The 17838-nt window shown below is 72.8% G+C and carries 14 protein-coding genes; all 14 read right to left on the bottom strand.

Features of this window, described 5'->3' with window-relative positions:
• Positions 1–52: 52 nt before the first annotated feature.
• Positions 53–1441 carry an NAD(P)/FAD-dependent oxidoreductase gene (locus tag I6G21_RS06480; protein ID WP_075514545.1) on the bottom strand — a complete coding sequence of 463 codons (1389 nt, stop codon included), beginning with the start codon at positions 1439–1441 and terminating at the stop codon, positions 53–55.
• A gap of 166 nt (positions 1442–1607) precedes the next feature.
• A complete protein-coding gene (locus I6G21_RS06475; protein ID WP_129357831.1) occupies positions 1608–2576 on the bottom strand; it encodes a Ppx/GppA phosphatase family protein in 969 nt (322 codons plus the stop codon).
• Between the two features lie 42 nt (positions 2577–2618).
• On the bottom strand, positions 2619–3185 hold the full coding sequence (locus tag I6G21_RS06470) for a DUF501 domain-containing protein (protein ID WP_408015187.1): 567 nt from the start codon (positions 3183–3185) through the stop codon (positions 2619–2621).
• 163 nt (positions 3186–3348) lie between these two features.
• Positions 3349–3996, bottom strand: coding sequence for an FtsB family cell division protein (locus I6G21_RS06465; RefSeq protein ID WP_129357830.1), 648 nt, complete (start codon positions 3994–3996; stop codon positions 3349–3351).
• A gap of 250 nt (positions 3997–4246) precedes the next feature.
• On the bottom strand, positions 4247–5536 hold the full coding sequence (eno, locus tag I6G21_RS06460; RefSeq protein WP_129357829.1) for a phosphopyruvate hydratase: 1290 nt from the start codon (positions 5534–5536) through the stop codon (positions 4247–4249).
• A gap of 167 nt (positions 5537–5703) precedes the next feature.
• Positions 5704–7617, bottom strand: a complete 1914-nt coding sequence (locus tag I6G21_RS06455; protein WP_129357828.1) for an adenosine deaminase — start codon at positions 7615–7617, stop codon at positions 5704–5706.
• Positions 7614–9167, bottom strand: coding sequence for a hypothetical protein (locus tag I6G21_RS06450; RefSeq protein WP_129357827.1), 1554 nt, complete (start codon positions 9165–9167; stop codon positions 7614–7616). Before I6G21_RS06450 ends, I6G21_RS06455 begins: the two co-directional genes overlap by 4 nt.
• Before the next feature lie 82 nt (positions 9168–9249).
• Entirely contained in the window at positions 9250–10581 is a 1332-nt protein-coding gene (locus I6G21_RS06445; protein WP_055684298.1) for a thymidine phosphorylase, read from the bottom strand.
• Positions 10582–10618: 37 nt separating this feature from the next.
• Positions 10619–11083: a cytidine deaminase gene (locus tag I6G21_RS06440; protein WP_081046382.1), complete on the bottom strand. Its 465-nt coding sequence runs from the start codon at positions 11081–11083 to the stop codon at positions 10619–10621.
• A gap of 2 nt (positions 11084–11085) precedes the next feature.
• Complete coding sequence (locus I6G21_RS06435) at positions 11086–12372, bottom strand: ABC transporter permease (protein WP_129357826.1); 1287 nt, start codon at positions 12370–12372, stop codon at positions 11086–11088.
• Positions 12369–13691: an ABC transporter permease gene (locus tag I6G21_RS06430; protein WP_129357825.1), complete on the bottom strand. Its 1323-nt coding sequence runs from the start codon at positions 13689–13691 to the stop codon at positions 12369–12371. Before I6G21_RS06430 ends, I6G21_RS06435 begins: the two co-directional genes overlap by 4 nt.
• Positions 13688–15259, bottom strand: a complete 1572-nt coding sequence (locus I6G21_RS06425) for an ABC transporter ATP-binding protein (RefSeq protein ID WP_129357824.1) — start codon at positions 15257–15259, stop codon at positions 13688–13690. The genes I6G21_RS06430 and I6G21_RS06425 overlap by 4 nt, the downstream gene beginning before the upstream one ends.
• 24 nt (positions 15260–15283) lie before the next feature.
• Entirely contained in the window at positions 15284–16411 is a 1128-nt protein-coding gene (locus I6G21_RS06420; RefSeq protein WP_129357823.1) for a BMP family lipoprotein, read from the bottom strand.
• 149 nt (positions 16412–16560) lie between these two features.
• Positions 16561–17772 carry an amidohydrolase gene (locus I6G21_RS06415; RefSeq protein WP_129357822.1) on the bottom strand — a complete coding sequence of 404 codons (1212 nt, stop codon included), beginning with the start codon at positions 17770–17772 and terminating at the stop codon, positions 16561–16563.
• Positions 17773–17838: the final 66 nt, after the last annotated feature.

The raw sequence follows: 17838 nt of genomic DNA, 5'->3' as shown, positions 1-17838 counted from the left end.
CGCGGTGCGTCCCCTCGTGGGAGAGGACGCACCGCGCGGAGCCGAGACCGGGCTAGAGCCGGGCCTTCTTGGCCTCCGGGGCGTTGCCGGTGGCGGCCAGGAACGGCAGGCGCGGATCCCGGGCGTGGCGTATCGGGGTGGTGTCCCGGCCGAACACGGTGGACAGGATCCAGTTCGCGCCCACGCGGGCGGAGCGCTCCGCGGTGGGGATCGCGTAGCCGTGGTAGAGGCGGTGCATCAGCCAGGCCAGCGGACCCTCGAAGGAACGGCCCTTGATGTTGGCCACGCCCTTGTACGCCCCGAGCCCGGCGACCGCACCGAGGTTCTCGTGGTAGTAGTCCTCCAGCTGTCCGCCGCTGCGGGAGGCCAGCAGGTTCTTGGCCAGGCGCACGCCCTGGCGGGAGGCGTGCTGGGCGTTGGGCACGCAGAACCCGCCGACGCCGCCGCCGGTCAGGTCCGGCACCGCGGCGTTGTCCCCGGCGGCCCAGGCGCCCTCCACGGGGCCGTCGTCGCCGGTCACGCGCAGGTCGGCGCCCACGCGCACGCGCCCGCGCTCATCCAGCGGCAGGTCCGAGTTCTTCAGGAACGGCGCGGCCTGCACGCCGGCGGTCCAGATCAGGGTGTCGGCCTCGACCACCCCGGCCGAGGACTTGTCGGACATGTTCACCAGCTTCAGGGTGTGCCCGTCCTCCACCTCGCCGAGGGAGGTGTTCAGCAGGACCTCGATGCCGCGGGCGCGCAGGTGCGCGACGACCGACTCGGCCCGGGTCTCCGGGACCTCCGGCATGATCCGGCCCATGGCCTCGACCAGCACGAAGCGCAGGTCGCTGGAGCGCAGCTGGGAGGTTCGCTCCACGGCGTCGCGGGCCATGTCCTCGATCTCGCCGATCGTCTCGATGCCGGCGAAGCCGCCGCCGACGACCACGAAGGTCAGGGCTCGACGCCGGGCGTCCTCGTCCTTGAGCAGGCTGGCGACCTCGATGCGCTCGAGCACCCAGTTGCGCACGTGCTCGGCCTCTTCGATGCTCTTCATGCCGATCGCGGCGTCGGCCAGGCCCGGAATCGGGAAGGCGCGGGTCACGGATCCGGCGGCGACCACGATCTGGTCGTAGGTCAGCTCGTAGGTGTCGCCCGCGTCGATGCCGCGCAGGGTCGCGGTGCGGTTGCGGTGGTCGATCTTCTCCACGTGCGCGGCGAGGATCTCGCTGTCGCGCAGGTGCTGGCGCAGCGGGACCACGGCGTGACGGGACTCGATCGAGCCGCCGGCCACCTCCGGCAGGAACGGCAAGTAGGTCATGTAGGGGTTGGGATCCACGACGGTGACGACGCCGCCGGAGGCCTTGACGTCCTTCTGGATCCGGGAGGCGACGGTCAGGCCGACATAGCCGCCGCCGACCACGAGAATACGGGGGCGATCGTTCGCCAGGTGGTTGAAAGCCATGGTGAGAATGCTACTCCTTGCGCTGGAGGGGTGGGCCCGTGGCGCCGCGGCGGGGATGGCCCCGCGACGCCGACGCCGGACCGGACGGTTCACCCGCCCCATCCTGCCACCGTGATGGCGCCCATGCCATCCCCCCTGCGAACTCGGGCCGCGGGGCGCGCGCCGCTCAGGAGAGCAGGGACAGGGCGATGCCGTCGAGGATGTCCTGCTCGGAGGTCACCGCGGTGCGGATCCGCCCCTCGGTCAGCTCCCCGATCCGCTGGGCGATCCGAGCCCAGATCTGCGCCCCCGCGCCGATGACGTCCTCCCGCCCGGCCGGCATGTACTCCAGGTCCGAACGCTGCTCCCGGGTCATCCGCGTCAGCTCCCCGGCCGCCGCGGTGATCTCCTCGATGCCCAGTTCGGCCCCGTGCACGGCCTGGGAGTCGTAGCGCCGCAGGCCCAGGGCCCGGGCGGTCACGGTGGTCACGGACCCGGCCACCCCGATCAGCCGGGTCGCGGTGTCCAGCGGGACGGTCTCCAGGGTGGCCTCCACCGCGGCGTCGACGTCCTCGACCAGGCGGCGCAGCTGGGCCTCGGTGGGCGGATTCGAGCTGAGGTAGCGCTCGGTCAGGCGCACGGAGCCGATGTCGTGGGACCGGGCGGCGATCACCCCGTCGGCCTCGCCCAGCACGAACTCAGTGGACCCTCCCCCGATGTCCACGACGAGGCTGCGGCCCGCGGCGGCCTGCGGCGCGGCGGCCTGCGGCACGGCGGCCGCTGCCCCGGCGAAGGACAGCCGGGCCTCCTCGTCCCCGCTGATGACCTCGGGCTCGATCCCCAGCCGCTCCCGGATCCCCGCGGCGAAGGCCTGCCGGTTGCCGGCGTCGCGGGTCGCGGAGGTCGCGACCATGCGCACCCGGTCCACCTCGTGGCGGCGCAGCTGCTCGGCGTAGGCCCCGGCGGCCTCGAAGGTGCGCTGAAGGGCCTCCTCCGAGAGCCAGCCGGTGGCGTCCACCCCGGCCCCGAGGCGCACGATGCGCATCTCGCGCACGACGTCGCGCAGCCGGGGCGCGGACCCGGGGGCGTCGGAGCCGGCGTCGGCGATGAGCAGACGGATGGAGTTGGTGCCGCAGTCGATGGCGCCCACGCGCATGGTCGGGTCCTTCCGGTGGTGTTTCGGCAGGGGTGGGGCGTATCAGTCCTGGTCGCGCCAGGCGGGATCGCAGGCGCAGCGGTGCGGGGACCAGGAGGGCTCCACGGCCTCCAGGGTCTCATCCCCCAGGGGGTTGATGCCGGTCCCCACGGCCAGGGTATGTCCGAGCAGGGCGTGCAGGCACTTGACCCGCACGGGCATGCCCCCGGCGGAGATGCCCTCGATCTCGGGAACCTCCCCGGTGCCGGCCAGACGCCCGATCCGCTCCCGGCGGGCCAGATAGTCCTCGTGGGCGGCGCGGTAGGCCGCCGCCAGCCGCTCATCCCGGCCCAGCCGCTCGGTCATCTGCGCCATGACCCCGGCGGCCTCCAGCCGGGAGGTGGCCTGGGTGGCCCCGGGGTGGGCCAGGTAGAAGACGGTCGGGAACGGGCTGCCCCCGGACAGCCGCGGGGCGGTCGCGGCCACCAGAGGGTTCCCGCACACGCAGCGGGCCGGGATCTCCACGACGTCGCGCACCGGGCGGCCCAGCATCCGGGTCAGCACCCGCAGATCCTGGGCGGTGGGCTCCAGCGCGGTCTCGTCGACGCCGAAGCCGGTCCCGGGGCGCACCTCGTCCCCGGCGGCGGCCGGAGCCTGCGCGGTCTCGGCCTCGCGGTGCTCGGCCTCGCGGGGCTCGACGTCGCCGGAGGCGGTGTTCGGGGTGGAGGCGGGAGAGGGTGCGTCCTGGGGCGAGGGGCTCAACAGGGCCTCCTGGGGTCGGTGCGGCAAGGGGTCAGCGGGTTCCGGCCACGGATTCCCAGAGGCTGGTCCCCCAGCTGGGGTGGCCCTGGGCCGCGGCCTCCGCGGAGGAGTCATCGGCCTGGGCCGGGCCCTCCTGTTGGCCGATGACCATGTACGGGGTGGCTCCCGGATCCACGTACATCAGCCGCTCGCGGGCCTGCTGGCGGACGTAGTCATCCGAGTCCCAGCGCTTCTTCTGCTCTTCCAGATCCGCCTGCTGGGACTGCAGGTCGGCGATGTCCCGGTGCAGGGACTGGATCTCGGCCTGCTGGGCGAAGTAGCGGTGCACGGTGGGAGCCAGAGGCACCACGAGCACGGCCGCGATCAGCAGCAGCAGGAGGGTGCGCCCGGAGAAGGAGCGGGCGGCCACCGGCTCCAGGGTGGGATGGCGGTCCTCCTGCTCGGACCAGTCCTCGGCGCCGACCAGCGCGCCCCGGGGGTCCTCCTGCTCGACCAGCTCCACCTCGGGCGGCTGCTCGGGGTCCGCCGGGCGGGTCGCGCGGGAGACCGTAGGACCGGTCGGGCGGGTCGCCGTCGAGTCGGTCGAGTCGGGTGCCGTCGGGCGGGATGCTGCGGCGCTGCGGGCGGGGGGTCGGGTGTAGCCGAGCCAGCGGGCCGCGCCGCGCAGCGGATTCCTCATCGTGGGACTGCCCCTCTCCCCTGTCGGCGCGGACCGGGGCCCGCGCCGGCGGTGTCCTTGCGGATCCCGGCCTCGGAAGCGGCCCGGACCCGCACGGGTCTGCTGACCCGCCCGCCCAGTCTAGCGAAGAACGACGCCGCCCAGCGCCGCCGCCCCTCGGATCGCGAGGGGACGGCGAGCACCGGGCGGCGTCGTCTCTCAGCGCGCTCAGCGCGCGCGGACACCGCGGCTCATCGGCCGCGGGTCCGGATCACTTCGCGGTGAAGCGGGGGAAGGCGGCGGCCCCGGCGTAGCGGGCGCCGCCGGCCAGCTCCTCCTCGATGCGCAGCAGCTGGTTGTACTTGGCCACGCGCTCGGAGCGGGCCGGGGCACCGGACTTGATCTGCCCGGCGTTGGTGGCCACCGCGATGTCCGCGATGGTCACGTCCTCGGTCTCCCCAGAGCGGTGGGAGATCATGCAGCGGTAGCCGTTGGTCTGGGCCATCTCCACGGCGTCGAAGGTCTCGGTCAGGGAGCCGATCTGGTTGACCTTGACCAGCAGGGCGTTGGCGGCGTCCATCTCGATGCCCTTGGCCAGGCGCTGCGGGTTGGTGACGAAGAAGTCATCGCCCACGATCTGCACCTTGTCACCGAGGTGCTCGGTGATGGTGCGGTAGCCCTCCCAGTCGTCCTCGTCCAGCGGGTCCTCGATGGAGACCAGCGGGTACTTGGCGACCAGCTGGTCGTAGTACGCGGACATCTCCTCGGCGGTCTTCTGCTCGCCCTCGAAGGAGTAGGTCTTGGAGTCCTTGTCGTAGAACTCGGAGGAGGCCACGTCCAGGGCCAGGGCGACGTCCTTGCCCGGGGTGAAGCCGGCCTTCTCGATGGCCTCGAGGATCAGGTCCAGGGCCTCGGCGTTGGAGTCCAGGTTGGGGGCGAAGCCGCCCTCATCGCCCAGGCCGGTGGACAGCCCGCGCTCCTTCAGCACGTTCTTCAGCGTGTGGTAGACCTCGGCGCCGTAGCGCAGGGCCTCGGAGAAGCTCGGGGCGCCGATCGGGGCGATCATGAACTCCTGGATGTCCACGTTGGAGTCGGCGTGGGAGCCGCCGTTGAGGATGTTCATCATCGGCACGGGCAGCACGTGGGCGTTGGGCCCGCCCAGGTACTTGTACAGCGGCAGCTCGGCGGACTCGGCGGCGGCGTGGGCCACGGCCAGGGAGACGCCGAGGATGGCGTTGGCGCCGAGCTTGCCCTTGTTGTCGGTGCCGTCCAGGTCCAGCATCGCCTGGTCGACGACGCGCTGATCCGCGGCATCCAGGCCGACGACGACCTCGGAGATCTCGTCCTCGACGGCCTTGACCGCATCCAGGACGCCCTTGCCGAGGTACAGGTGCTTGTCGCCGTCGCGACGCTCCACGGCCTCGAACTCGCCGGTGGAGGCACCCGAGGGCACCGCGGCGCGGCCGACGGAGCCGTCCTCCAGCAGGACCTCGACCTCGACGGTCGGGTTGCCGCGCGAGTCCAGGATCTGGCGGGCGTGCACGTCCAGGATGATAGCCATGGTGTTCTCCTTTGAATCGGGAAGGATGATGGGCTGATCAGTGCTCGGACCCCGAAGGGCCCTCTGCCACGAGTCTACCAATTCCCCACACGATCACACAGAGTTTCAGGGAAACCCAACTGGACGGCTCGGGAGGAGGCCGAACGGGCCGGGGCCGACGCCGCGGCTCAGCCGACCCGGCGCATGTAGCGACGCACCGCGGCACGCAGCGCGGCCTCCGGGTCCACCCCCAGCTGCCGGGCCCGCACGGCCAGCCCCAGCAGGGCCTCGCCCAGGGCCTCCTGGGCGTCCGCCGCCCCGGCGTCGGGCCCGGGCGGATCCGCGACCGGCGGGAGATCCAGGCCCGCCTTCGCGGCCCGGCCCAGGATCTTCTCCGCCCGGGCCAGGGCGGGCAGGCTCGGCGGGATGCCGTCGAAGGGCCCGGTGCGCTCGGGCTTCTCCCGCCGCTTGAGCTCCTCCCACGCGGCCCCGCGCTCCTGGGCGGTCGGAGCGGCGTCGGCCGGAGGCAGATCCTCCGAGGCCTGGGCGGCGTCCCCGGCGAACACGTGGGGGTGGCGCCGGATCATCTTGGCATTCAGCCCCGCTACCACGTCCGCGGCGTCGAAGGCCTCCTCCGGGCTCTCCTGGGCGATCCGGGCGTGGAAGACCACCTGCAGCAGCACATCCCCGAGCTCCTCGCGCAGCAGCGCGGCATCCACCCCGGGCCGCTGCGGGGACTCGATGGCCTCGATGACCTCGTGGGTCTCCTCCAGGAGGTACTTCACGAGGCTCGCGTGGGTCTGGGCGGCATCCCACGGGCATCCCCGCTCCGAGCGCAGCCGCCGCATGATCCGCACCAGATCCCCGAAGGCCCGTTCCGCCCGCGGCGCGACGGGTTCCTCCGCGGCGCCGCCGGGGGCAGTCTCAGTCTCGGGCGCGGCGGGCGGCAGGACGGCGTAGGCCTCCCGGATCCGCTCGGCCAGCTGCTCCCGCTGCCCGGCGGGCAGGAAGGCGTGGCGGGCGCCGGTCAGGGCCAGCTCCCGGAACTCCTCCCGGCCCCAGCCGTGGTGGTGGGTCAGCAGCTGCTGCTCCCGGGCCATCCAGGTGCCGCTCATCAGCCGGTTGTCCGGGGAGAGCAGCACGTCGAAGCCCAGCGCGCGCAGCAGCGCGACCGGGTGCTCCCCCGGGGTGCGCGCCGGTGCCGGATCGTCGCGCCCGACGTCGTCCACCCGCGGGGCCGCCCCGGTCTGCAGATTCGAGCAGGGGCACACCTCCAGGCCGATCCCGGCGTCCCGGATCCCCGCGGCCAGCTCCCCCAGGACGAGCCCGGAGGCCGGATCGGCCGGGTCCGCGAGAGCCTGCGGGTCCCGGGTGACGTCCGCGAGCAGGCGCACCCCGTGACCCAGGCGCCGGGCCCGGCCGTGGACGACGGCCGAGCGGATGGACTCCGGCCCCGCGGCCTCCCCGGCGTGCAGGGTGACCGGCAGCAGGTGCTCGGCGCAGCGCTGCAGGGCCTCGCGGTGATCCGACGGCGGGTGGCCGGCCTCCGGCCCGGCCAGGTCGAAGCCGACCACGCCGTGCTCGCGGTGGGCCAGGGCCAGGTCCGCGACCCGCTCGGCGCCGTCCAGCTGGCGCATCGCGCACAGCAGCTGGCGCACCCGGATCCACTCGCCCCGAGCGGCCGCCTCCCGTTCGCCGGCGGCCAGGCCGCGAGCCACGGCCAGCACGGCCTCATCCGGGTCCAGTCCGGCCCGGGTGTGCTGCTGCGGGGCCCAGCGGACCTCGGCGTAGAGCACCCCGTCCGCGGCGGCGTCGAGCACGTACTCGCGGGCCACCCGCTCCAGCGCCTCGGCCGACTGCAGCACCGCGACGGTGTGCTCGAAGGTCTCGAGGTAGCGCTCCAGGGACCCCGAATCCGCCGCCTCCCGGAACCACCGGCCCAGGGATTCCGGGTCGGACGCGGGCAGCTCGTGCCCGATCCGCGCGGCCAGCTGAAGGACGGTGCCCGGTCGCAGGGCGCCGTCGAGGTGGTCGTGCAGACACACCGACGGCCACGGGGGCGGCGCGCTGGCCGCTCCCGTGGCCGTCGGCTGGTGGCTCACAGGCTCCACTGCGTGAGGGCCTCGTTCATGTGCTCGGGGATGTTGGACCCGGTGCGCGGGTACATCCGCAGCTCCTCCACGTACTGCTGGGCCGGCAGCCGGTCCCGGTACTGGACGTAGCGCTCCTCGTCCGCGTAGTCGAAGGAGACCTCCGGGGGGATGCCCGGGGTGAAGCGGAACATCATCGCGATCGGGGAGCCCTGGCCCTCCTGGTAGGAGTCCTCCTTCAGGGCCAGCACCTGCAGGGCCTCCTCCGGAACCAGCTGGAAGGTGCTGCGCTGATCCCACAGGCCGTTGCCGCGCACGTGCGTCAGGGCGTCGTAGTAGGAGCCGAGGGCGCGCACCCGGATCAGCACGGTGGAGACGTCCCGGGCCGTGCCCTGCGGGCCGAACAGCGCCTGCTGGGCGTCGGTGAGGCGGGAGACCACCTGCGCCTCGGTGAGCACCAGGTTGCCGGGGGCCAGGCGGGTGTCCGAGGGCTTGGCCGGGGCCTGGGCGGGGGCGTGGTAGGAGGGGGCGACGTCGGCGTGCTCGGCCACCGACGGCGCGGACTCCGGCAGCGCGTCCTCGACGCGGTGCTCGCGCCCGGTCTGGTGCTCCTCATCCCAGGTGCTGTCCGGGACGACGGCGGGCACCGGCTGCTCGGCCCCGGCCTCACCCGCTCCGGTGGACCCGGTCTGCTCGGAGACCTCCCGGGCCTCCTGCGGGTCCCCGGCGGCGGCGTGCTCGGCGGAGGCGGACGCGGCGGCCTCGGGGGCCGCAGAGCCATCGGACACGGAAGCGGGGGTCTGGGCGGACCCGGACACGGCGGACTCGGCGGCGTCGGTGCGCGGCGTCTCGGCGTCCGCGCCGTCGCGGGACTCCTGCGCGGCCGGCACACCCAGCACCTCGGCCTTCTCCGCGGGCCGATCCTCGGCACCCGACGCGACGGTCTCGGATGCACCGGCGGCTGAGTCGGACCCTGCGGCGACCGCGGCGGACCCGGCCCCGGCGGAGGACGACGTGGAGGATGGCTCGGCCGCCGCATCGGCGTCCGCCCCGGAGCCCTCGCCGGCCGACTGCTGCGCGACGGTCTGCACGTAGGCGGAGCGATCCTGGCGCTCCGAGCCCGGGTAGGTGTACTCGACCTCCACCGGCCGCTGGCCGTCGCGGGTGGTGCCGACCATGATCTCCGCGCGCCGCCACGGCCCGCGCGGGCCGGACTGGGCCGCGGTGTACAGGGAGGCGACGGCGTCGAACCAGGTGGACTCGGTGTCCACGGTGGTCTTGCGCTCGGGCTTCTCGCTGGGATCCATGGTGGCCGTCATCTCGTTGCCGTGCTGGTCCAGGCGCAGGGTGCGCACCCCGTAGCGGTCCATCAGGGACAGCAGCTCGGGCAGTCCCCCGCCGGCGGGCATCTCCTCCCGGGGGCTCAGCGCCCGGATGCCGCCGGACTCGGGGCGCGGCTCGGACCCGGTGGCGGGAGCGGCACCCGCCCCGCCGTCGGCAGGGCGCTGCCGGGGCTGCTTCGGCTCGGGTTCGGCACTGCCACGGAACAGTTTGAAGGCCACAACACACCTGCACTTCCACGCCTGACGGCGTTGATCGACCACCCCGCTCACGGCCACGGGCGGGGCTCACGTCCTCGGTCTTCTATTCTGCCGAAATCCTATCGAGGATCACGCGCCGTTCGACACCGGCGGAATCCGCCGCCCGTGCTTCCTGGGTGATCTCCCAGGAACCTTCCAGGACCTGTTCGGCTCGGGTGAAGCGCTCCGGATCCTCCGTGCGCAGGCTCATCAGCGCCTGACCCGCCCGCACCCGCTCCCCCGGCTTGGCGTGCAGCAGGATCCCTGCCCCGGCCTGCACCGCGTCCTCCTTCCGGGCCCGTCCGGCCCCCAGCCGCCAGGAGGCCGTGCCCACGGCCAGGGCGTCCAGCCGGGTCAGCACGCCGTCGGTCGGCGCGGTGATGACGTGCTCGTGGCGGGCCACGGGCAGCGCGGCGTCAGGGTCCCCGCCCTGGTCCCGGATCATCCGGCGCCACACGTCCATCGCCCGCCCGTCGGCCAGCGCCTCGGCCGGGTCCTCCTGCATCCCGGAGGCCGCGAGCATCTCCCGGGCCAGCGCCACGGTCAGCTCGACGACGTCGTCCGGCCCGCCCCCGGCCAGCACCTGCACCGCCTCCTCGACCTCCACTGCGTTGCCCACCGCCCGGCCCAGCGGCACGGACATCTCGGTGAGCAAGGCCGTGGTGCGCACCCCGGCCTGCTCCCCCAGCCCCACGAGGGTGCGAGCCAGCTCCCGGGCCCGCTCCGGAGTCTTCATGAACGCCCCGGTGCCCACCTTCACGTCCAGGACCAGGGAGTCCGTGCCTTCGGCGATCTTCTTGGACATGATCGAGGAGGCGATCAGCGGGATCGACTCGACCGTGCCGGTCACGTCCCGCAGGGCGTAGAGCTTGCGATCCGCCGGGGCCAGATCCGCCCCGGCCGCGCACACCACCGCCCCGGTGGAGCCGAGGATCTCCAGGAGCCGCTCGGGCCCCACCTGCGCCCGCCACCCGGGGATCGACTCGAGCTTGTCCAGGGTGCCGCCGGTGTGCCCCAGCCCCCGTCCGGACAGCTGCGGGACCGCGATCCCGTAGACGGCCACCAGCGGGGCCAGCGGCAGCGTGATCTTATCCCCCACCCCGCCGGTGGAGTGCTTGTCCGCCGTGGCGATCTTCCCGTCGGGGTTGCCCGGCGAGCGCAGGATCGGGGAGAAGTCCAGGCGGCGCCCGGAGGCGATCATCGCCGCGGTCCACGCGGACAGCTCCTGCGGGTCCAGGCCGTTCAGGTATACCGCCATCGCCAGGGCGGCCATCTGCTCCTCGGCCACCGCCCCTCGGGTGTAGGCGTCGATGACCCAGTCGATCTGCTCGGTGCTCAGCCGGCCGGCGTCGCGCTTGGCGCGGATGACGTCGACGGCGTCGAAGGGCTCGGACATGATGGGACCTCTCCTCTGGCGGGTGCGGACGGGACCGTCAGGACCCGAGGTTTCCGGGCCCGAAGGCCTGGGGCAGAACCTCGGCCATGGGCAGCTCGCCCTGCGGGGTGAGCACCACCAGGCCCGGTGCGGCGTGTTCGGACAGCAGCTGGCGGCAGCGCCCGCACGGCATGATCGGGGTGCCGGTGCGGTCCACGCAGGCGAAGCGGACGAGCCGGCCCCCGCCGGTGCGGAACAGCTCGGAGACCAGGGAGCACTCCGCGCACAGCGTGACCCCGTACGCGGCGTTCTCGATGTTCGCCCCGGTCACCAGCCGCCCGTCCTCGGTGCGGGCCGCGGCCCCCACGGGGAACCCGGAGTAGGGGCAGTACGCCCGCTCCAGGCAGTCGCGCGCCGCGGCGAGCAGCTCCGGCCAGGCCGGGTCGTCGCCGACACAAGCCCCCACCTCGGTGCCCGCAACGGCGTCCTGCCCCACCCGGCCCGGTTGCTCGGAATCGGCCATGCTCACTCCTTGACGTAGGGCTGCCCGGAGGCGGCAGGACCCCGGGTGCGCCCCACCAGCCCCGTGACCGCGGCAACGGTGACCACGTACGGCAGCATGGCCAGGAACTGGCTGGGCACCGTGGTGCCCAGCAGGGAGAGCACCGACTGCAGGTTGGTCGCGAAGCCGAACAGCAGGGCCGCGCACAGCGCCCCGCCGGGACGCCACCGGCCGAAGATCAGCGCGGCCAGGGCGATGTACCCCTGCCCTGCGGTCATGTCCTTGTTGAACGCGGAGACCGAGACCAGCGTGAAGAAGGCCCCGCCCATCCCGGCCACGGCCCCGGCCAGCAGCACGTTGCCGAAGCGCAGCCGGTTCACGTTCACCCCCAGGGTGTCCGCGGCCTGCGGGTGCTCCCCCACGGCCCGGGTGCGCAGCCCCCACCGGGTGCGGTTCAGCCCGTACCAGATGAGGGCGACGACGCCGAACATCACGTACACCAGCAGCGACTGGTCGAACAGCACGGGCCCAATCACCGGGATGCGCGAGAGCCCGGGCACGGACCAGTCCGGCAGGTGCTCCGGGGAGTTCAGGGTCGTGGCCTGGCGGGAGAGCACCGTGGAGTACAGGAAGCCGGTCAGCCCGGAGACCAGCACGTTGACGACCACGCCGACGATGACCTGGTTGACGAGGTACCGGATGGAGAACACGGCGAGGATCAGGGAGACCAGCATCGCCCCGATCATGGCCGCCGCCAGCCCCGCCCAGGCCGAGTGCGTCACGGTCCCGACGACGGCCGCGGCGAAGGCGCCGAACAGCAGCTGGCCCTCGATCGCGATGTTCACGACGCCGCTGCGTTCGCACAGCAGACCGGACATGGACCCGAAGATCAGGGGCACGGACAGGGCCAGGGAGCCGGCCAGCAGCCCCGGCAGGGACAGCGAGTGGGCGTCCGCGTGGGACACCGCCCAGACCAGCATGGCCACGACGAAGGCGGCCCAGAACAGGGTCGAGGCCCACACCGGCGGGTTGGCCCCGTGCGCCCCCCGCACCAGGGCCCAGGTGGCCAGGACCAGCATCAGCGCGGTCAGCACCCAGCCGGTGGCCACCGCCGGCAGGTCGATGTCCGCCAGACGCACGGCGTCGTGCTTCTCCGCGAGGCGGAAGGTGACCGTCGCCGAGGCCGGGTCGAGGCCGATGAGCAGCAGGCTCAGCAGGGCCAGGACCGCGAAGGTCGCGCCCAGGCGCCACCGGCGGATCACCGGCAGGGAGACGGCGGGGCGGGTCGTGGGGGTCGCTGCGACGCTCATCGGGTCGCTCCTTCCGCGGCGGCGGGACGGGCGGACTTCGCCCGGCGGGGGCGGGCCGGATCCGGCAGCCGGAAGATCGCGCGCACCAGCGGCGGGGCCGCGATGAACAGCACGATCAGGGACTGCACCACCAGGACGATGTTGATGTTGGTGCCGGTGTTGGTCTGCATGGCCACGCCCCCGGCGCGGAAGCCGCCGTAGAGCAGGCCGGCCCAGAACGTGCCCCACGGGGTGGAGCGGCCCAGCAGGGCCACGGTGATCGCGTCGAAGCCGAAGGAGGCGGCCACATCCCCGGTGAGCACCTTCTCCGTGCCGGCCACCTGGGTGGCCCCGGCCAGGCCGGCCAGCCCTCCGGACAGCAGCATGACGACGATGTATCCGGCGCTCACGCTGATCCCGGCGGTGCGCGCGGCCTTCGGGTTGGCCCCGACGGCGCGCAGGCGGAACCCGATCGTGGAGCGCTCGATCAGCCAGGACACGAACAGCACCGCGAGGATCGCCAGGACGAAGCCCCAGTGCAGCCGGAAGGAGTCCCCGAGCAGGCGCGGGAACAGGGCCGAGTCCGGCAGCTGCGGGGAGATGGGGTTGGTGGATCCCTCCCGCTGGAAGGCCGGGGTGGTCAGCAGGTAGAGCACCAGGTTCAGCGCGATGTAGTTGAACATGATGCACAGGATGACCTCGTGCGCCCCGGTGCGGGCCTTGAGCAGGCCCACCAGCCCGCCCCACAGGGCCCCGCCGAGCGCCCCGCCCAGGATCACCAGCAGCAGGTGCACCCCGGCGGGCAGCTCCCAGGAGAAGCCGATCCAGCCGGCGAGGATCGCGCCGAGGATGATCTGGCCCTGCGCGCCGATGTTGAACAGCCCGGCCCGGAAGGACAGGGCGACGCCGAGGCCGGCGAGGATCAGCGGGGTCGCGATGGTCAGGGTCTCGGTCAGCGGGAAGATCTTGTCCGCGAAGTCCGCTCCGTGCGGGTTGAACACCGCTCCCTCGAACAGGGCGATGTAGGCGTCGCTGGCGGCCCGCCAGGCGGCCTCGAAGGTGTCCGAGGGTCGGGCGAAGAAGTAGTTCATCCGGGTCAGCGTGCGCTGATCGGTGAAGATGATGAGCAGTCCGCCGACGATCAGCGACAGCACCAGGGCCGCGGCGGAGAGCACCAGCGGCGAGGAGGTCAGGCGGTAGGCCAGGGTGGGCCGTGGTTCGGGGGCGGGAGCCTCGGCCCAGGGCGGGGTGATCGGCTTCGGGCGCCCCTCGGGCTCCTGTCCGCCGGGGCCCGCCCCCGCGGGGGCGGTGGTGCCGGCGGTCGGGTCGAGACCGCTCATGCGCGCTCTCCTTCCGTGATCGGTGCGAGGTCGTGCTGGCGGGTGTCCTGCTCGACGAGGCGTCGGGCCTCCGCGGCGTCGGCCCCGGCCATCATCTGGCCCAGGAGCTCGCGCGGGGCGTCCGGTTCCACCACGCCCATCAGCCGCCCGCCGTGGAAGACGGCGATCCGGTCCGCGAGCGCGTAGACCTCGTCCAGCTCGGTGGAGACGATGACCACCGGGGTCCCGGCGTCGCGCTCGGCGACGATGCGCCGGTGGATGAACTCGATCGATCCGACGTCCACGCCGCGGGTGGGCTGGGAGGCGACGAACAGGCGCAGCGGGCGGGCCAGCTCCCGGGCCAGGACCACCTTCTGCTGGTTGCCGCCGGAGAGGGTGGTCACGGGGTCGGCCACGGAGTGCAGGCGGATGTCGAACTCCGCGGTCTTCTGCTCGGCCTGAGCCCGGATGGCCCGGCGCCGCAGCCAGGGGCCACGGGAGAAGCGGGGGGTGTCGTACTGGTTCAGCACCAGGTTCTCCTCGATGCTGAAGGATCCCACCAGGCCCTCGCGGCCGCGGTCCTCGGGCACGAAGCCGATGCCGTCGCGGATGATCCGCTTCGGGCGGCGGCCCAGCAGCTGGCGCCCGTCCAGCTCCACGGACCCGGTGGCCTGGGGCCGCAGCCCCAGGAGGGTCTCGGCGAATTCGGTCTGGCCGTTGCCCTGCACCCCGGCGATCGCGAGGATCTCCCCGCCGCGCACGTCCAGGTCGATCTCCTCCAGCAGGGCCACCCCGGTCTCGGAGCGCAGGGACAGGTCGCGCACGCGCAGCAGGCGCTCGTTGGTGCCGGCCGGCTCCTTGTCCACGGTCAGGGACACCTCGTGCCCGACCATCATCGCGGCCAGCTCCGTGCTGGAGGCGGTGGGCGCCACGGTGCCCACGACCTTCCCGCGGCGGATCACGGTGATCTCGTCGGAGACCTGGCGCACCTCGCGCAGCTTGTGGGAGATGAACAGCAGGGACTTCCCGTCCGCGCGCAGCTGCGCCATGATCCCCAGCAGCTCGTCGGTCTCCGCGGGGGTCAGCACCGCGGTGGGCTCATCGAGGATCAGCAGCTCGGCGTCGCGCACCAGGGCCTTGATGATCTCCACCCGCTGCTGCACCCCGACGGGCAGGTCCTCCACGACGGCGTCCGGGTCCACCGCGAAGCCGTAGCGCCGGGAGATCTCCCGGATGCGGCGTCGGGTGGTCTCCAGGTCCAGGGCGGGCCCGCGGGTGGCCTCCGAGCCGAGGGCGACGTTCTCCGCGACCGTGAACACGGGCACGAGCATGAAGTGCTGGTGGACCATGCCGATCCCGGCGCGCATCGCGTCTCCGGGGCCGTCGAAGGCGACCTCGCGCCCGTCGACCCGGATCTGCCCGGCGGTGGGGGCCTGCAGTCCGTAGATGATGTTCATCAGCGTGGACTTACCCGCCCCGTTCTCCCCGAGGAGGCAATGGACGGTGCCGGGCTCCACGGTGAGGTCCACGGCGTCGTTGGCGGTGAATGCGCCGAAGCGCTTGGTGATCCCGCGCAGTTCGAGTCTCATGTGCGTGCGGCCTTCGGGTCTGTGTCAGTTCTTGGTCTGGGGGCTGGCGGCGGAATCCGCGTCCACGGTGCCGTCGATGATCTGCTGCTTGAGCTCGTCCAGCTCGTCCTGCAGCTGCTGCGGAACCTGGGAGGCCTGGTCGTGGAAGGGCGCCAGGCCCACGCCGTCGTTCTCCAGGGTGCCCACGTAGGGGGTGTTGGTGAACTTGTCGTCCATGTCGTCCACGAAGACGTTCTCCACGGCCGCGCCCATCTTCTTGATCACGGAGGTGAGCACGTACTCCTGACCGGAGGCCAGGGTCTCGTAGCCGTCCGAGTCCACCCAGATGATCCGCGCCGGAGCCTCGGGTTCATCCGCGTTGTATCCGGTGACCGCGTCCACCGCGCCGTTGCCCACGGGCCCGGCCACGGGCATCACGATGTCGGCGCCCTCGTTGAGGAAGTTCTGCGCGGTGGTCTTGCCCTTGCCGGTGTCCTCGAAGTCCCCGGTGAAGCTGCCGGTCTGCTTCTGGGCGTCCCAGCCCAGCAGCTTCACGTCCGTGTGGTGGACCTGGTTGTAGTGGGCCACCCCCTGGGCGAAGCCGTCCATGAAGATCGTGACGGTGGGGATCTCCATGCCGCCGAAGGTCGCGACCTTGCCGGTCTTGGTGGTGCCCGCGGCGAGGTATCCGGCGAGGTAGGCGGCCTGGGAGGTGTTGTAGATGATGGGGCGGACGTTGGGCAGCTGGATCGAGTCGTCGTCGACGATCGCGAAGTGCCGGTCCGGGTGGGCTTCAGCGGCGGCTTTGGTCTGGTCGGCGATGTTGAAGCCGATCGTCACGGTCAGGTTGCACCCGCCCTGCAGCATCGAGTTGATGTTGGGCTCGAAGTCGGTGACGGCCTGGGATTCGGCGGCCTTGGTCTTGATGCCGTAGTCGTCCTTGGTCTTCATCACCCCTTCGTAGGAGTTCTGGTTGAAGGAGCGGTCATCGAAGCCGCCGGAGTCGGAGACGATGCAGCCGGTGTAGTCCGCGTGGTCGCTGGCGATGTCCGAGTCCTCCGGCGGGGCGGGGGCGCAGCCGGCCAGCAGCAGGGCGGCCGTACCCAGCAGCGCGGCGGCGCGCACGGGGCGGGTGCGCGGGGCTGTGCGGGGCCAGGCGGGGACGACGGGCATGGGAGACGGCCTTTCGGACGGTCGCGGCCGGATCGGCCGCCTGCTGCGCGAGGACACCGAGGCGACACCGGGCACAGCCGGACGTGACGTGGGGTGCGGGTCACCAGTGTAGTCCCCGCGCGAGATCGGCCGTGCCCGCGCGCCTGCGCTCAGCGGGTGCGCAGCTCGTGCTGGATGGTCCGCAGGGCGGTGGCTGCCATGACGCGGATCCCGTATTCGATGGCCCGCTCATCGGCCACGTAGTCGGCCTGATGCAGGTCGTAGGTGCGCCCGCCGGGGGTGCGGGTGCCCAGGCGCATCATCGAGCCGGGGACCTCCTGCAGCATCCAGGCGAAGTCCTCCCCGCCCATGGACTGCTCCACGAGCACCACGGAGTCCTCCCCCAGCTCGGCCCGGGCGGCGTTCTCCAGCATCGTCGTCTCGGTCTCGGTGTTGACCACCGGGGGCACGCCGCGGATGTGCTCCACGTCCACCTCCACGCCGTAGGGGGCGGCCACCTGGCCGACCACCCGATCCAGCAGGTCCCCGGAGCGGTACCAGGCGTCCGCGTCCAGGCAGCGCATGGTCCCAGCGAGGTAGCCGTGGGCGGGGATCGCGTTGGGCGCCACCCCGGCCTCGATCTGCCCCCAGGCCACCAGCACGCCCGAGCGGACGTCGATGTTCCGGGACATCACCGCGGGCACGTTGATCGCGATCTGGCTCATCGCGAAGATCAGGTCCTCGGTCAGGTGCGGACGGGAGGTGTGCCCGCCGCGCCCGCGCACGCTGAGCTTGATGGTGTCGGCCGCGGAGGTGATGGACCCGATGCGGGTGCCGACCTGACCGACGTCCACCTTGGGCTCGCAGTGCAGGGCGAAGGCCCGCGGGACCCCCTCCAGCACCCCCTGGCGGATCACGGTCAGGGCGCCGCCGGGCAGCTTCTCCTCGGCCGGCTGGAAAATCACCCGCACGCTGCGGGCCAGCGGCGCGGAGGAGTCCACGTCGGCCAGGGTCAGGGCCGCCCCGAGCATCACGGTCTGGTGGATGTCGTGTCCGCAGGCATGCATGACGCCGTCGTTGACGGAGGAGAACTCCAGCCCGGTGTCCTCCTGGATGGGCAGGGCGTCGATGTCCGCGCGCAGGGCCACGGCCAGCGGGCCCCGGCCGATGTCCACGTAGCAGCCGGTGTGCTCCAGGCGCACCGGGTCCAGTCCCGCCGCCTGCAGGCGCGCCATGATCCGGTCCGTGGTGCGGTGCTCCCGGAAGCTCAGCTCGGGGTTGCGGTGCACGGTGCGGCGGAAGTCGATGAGCTCGGGCAGGAAGGCCTTGGCGAGGGGGCCGATGGGCGGCTGCTCGGCGGGTGCGGCGGGGAGTTCTGGCATGGTCACGACTATAGGACCCCAACGCGACCCGCCGCGGGCGTGACCGTGTGACGGCGTGTGACCGGG

The sequence above is a fragment of the Rothia kristinae genome, from assembly GCF_016028855.1.
Lineage (GTDB): Bacteria > Actinomycetota > Actinomycetes > Actinomycetales > Micrococcaceae > Rothia > Rothia kristinae.
The sequence above is the reverse complement of the archived record's forward strand: the minus strand, read 5'-3'. Positions and strand labels throughout refer to the sequence as shown.

Excerpts from the sequence above, each read along its gene's own strand:
- I6G21_RS06435 (WP_129357826.1), bottom strand. The coding sequence starts at position 12,372 with ATGAGCGTCGCAGCGACCCCCACGACCCGCCCCGCCGTCTCCCTGCCG.
- I6G21_RS06420 (WP_129357823.1), bottom strand. The coding sequence starts at position 16,411 with ATGCCCGTCGTCCCCGCCTGGCCCCGCACAGCCCCGCGCACCCGCCCC.
- eno (WP_129357829.1), bottom strand. The coding sequence starts at position 5,536 with ATGGCTATCATCCTGGACGTGCACGCCCGCCAGATCCTGGACTCGCGC.
- I6G21_RS06445 (WP_055684298.1), bottom strand. The coding sequence starts at position 10,581 with ATGTCCGAGCCCTTCGACGCCGTCGACGTCATCCGCGCCAAGCGCGAC.
- I6G21_RS06440 (WP_081046382.1), bottom strand. The coding sequence starts at position 11,083 with ATGGCCGATTCCGAGCAACCGGGCCGGGTGGGGCAGGACGCCGTTGCG.
- I6G21_RS06480 (WP_075514545.1), bottom strand. The coding sequence starts at position 1,441 with ATGGCTTTCAACCACCTGGCGAACGATCGCCCCCGTATTCTCGTGGTC.
- I6G21_RS06425 (WP_129357824.1), bottom strand. The coding sequence starts at position 15,259 with ATGAGACTCGAACTGCGCGGGATCACCAAGCGCTTCGGCGCATTCACC.
- I6G21_RS06415 (WP_129357822.1), bottom strand. The coding sequence starts at position 17,772 with ATGCCAGAACTCCCCGCCGCACCCGCCGAGCAGCCGCCCATCGGCCCC.
- I6G21_RS06430 (WP_129357825.1), bottom strand. The coding sequence starts at position 13,691 with ATGAGCGGTCTCGACCCGACCGCCGGCACCACCGCCCCCGCGGGGGCG.
- I6G21_RS06475 (WP_129357831.1), bottom strand. The coding sequence starts at position 2,576 with ATGCGCGTGGGCGCCATCGACTGCGGCACCAACTCCATCCGTCTGCTC.
- I6G21_RS06465 (WP_129357830.1), bottom strand. The coding sequence starts at position 3,996 with ATGAGGAATCCGCTGCGCGGCGCGGCCCGCTGGCTCGGCTACACCCGA.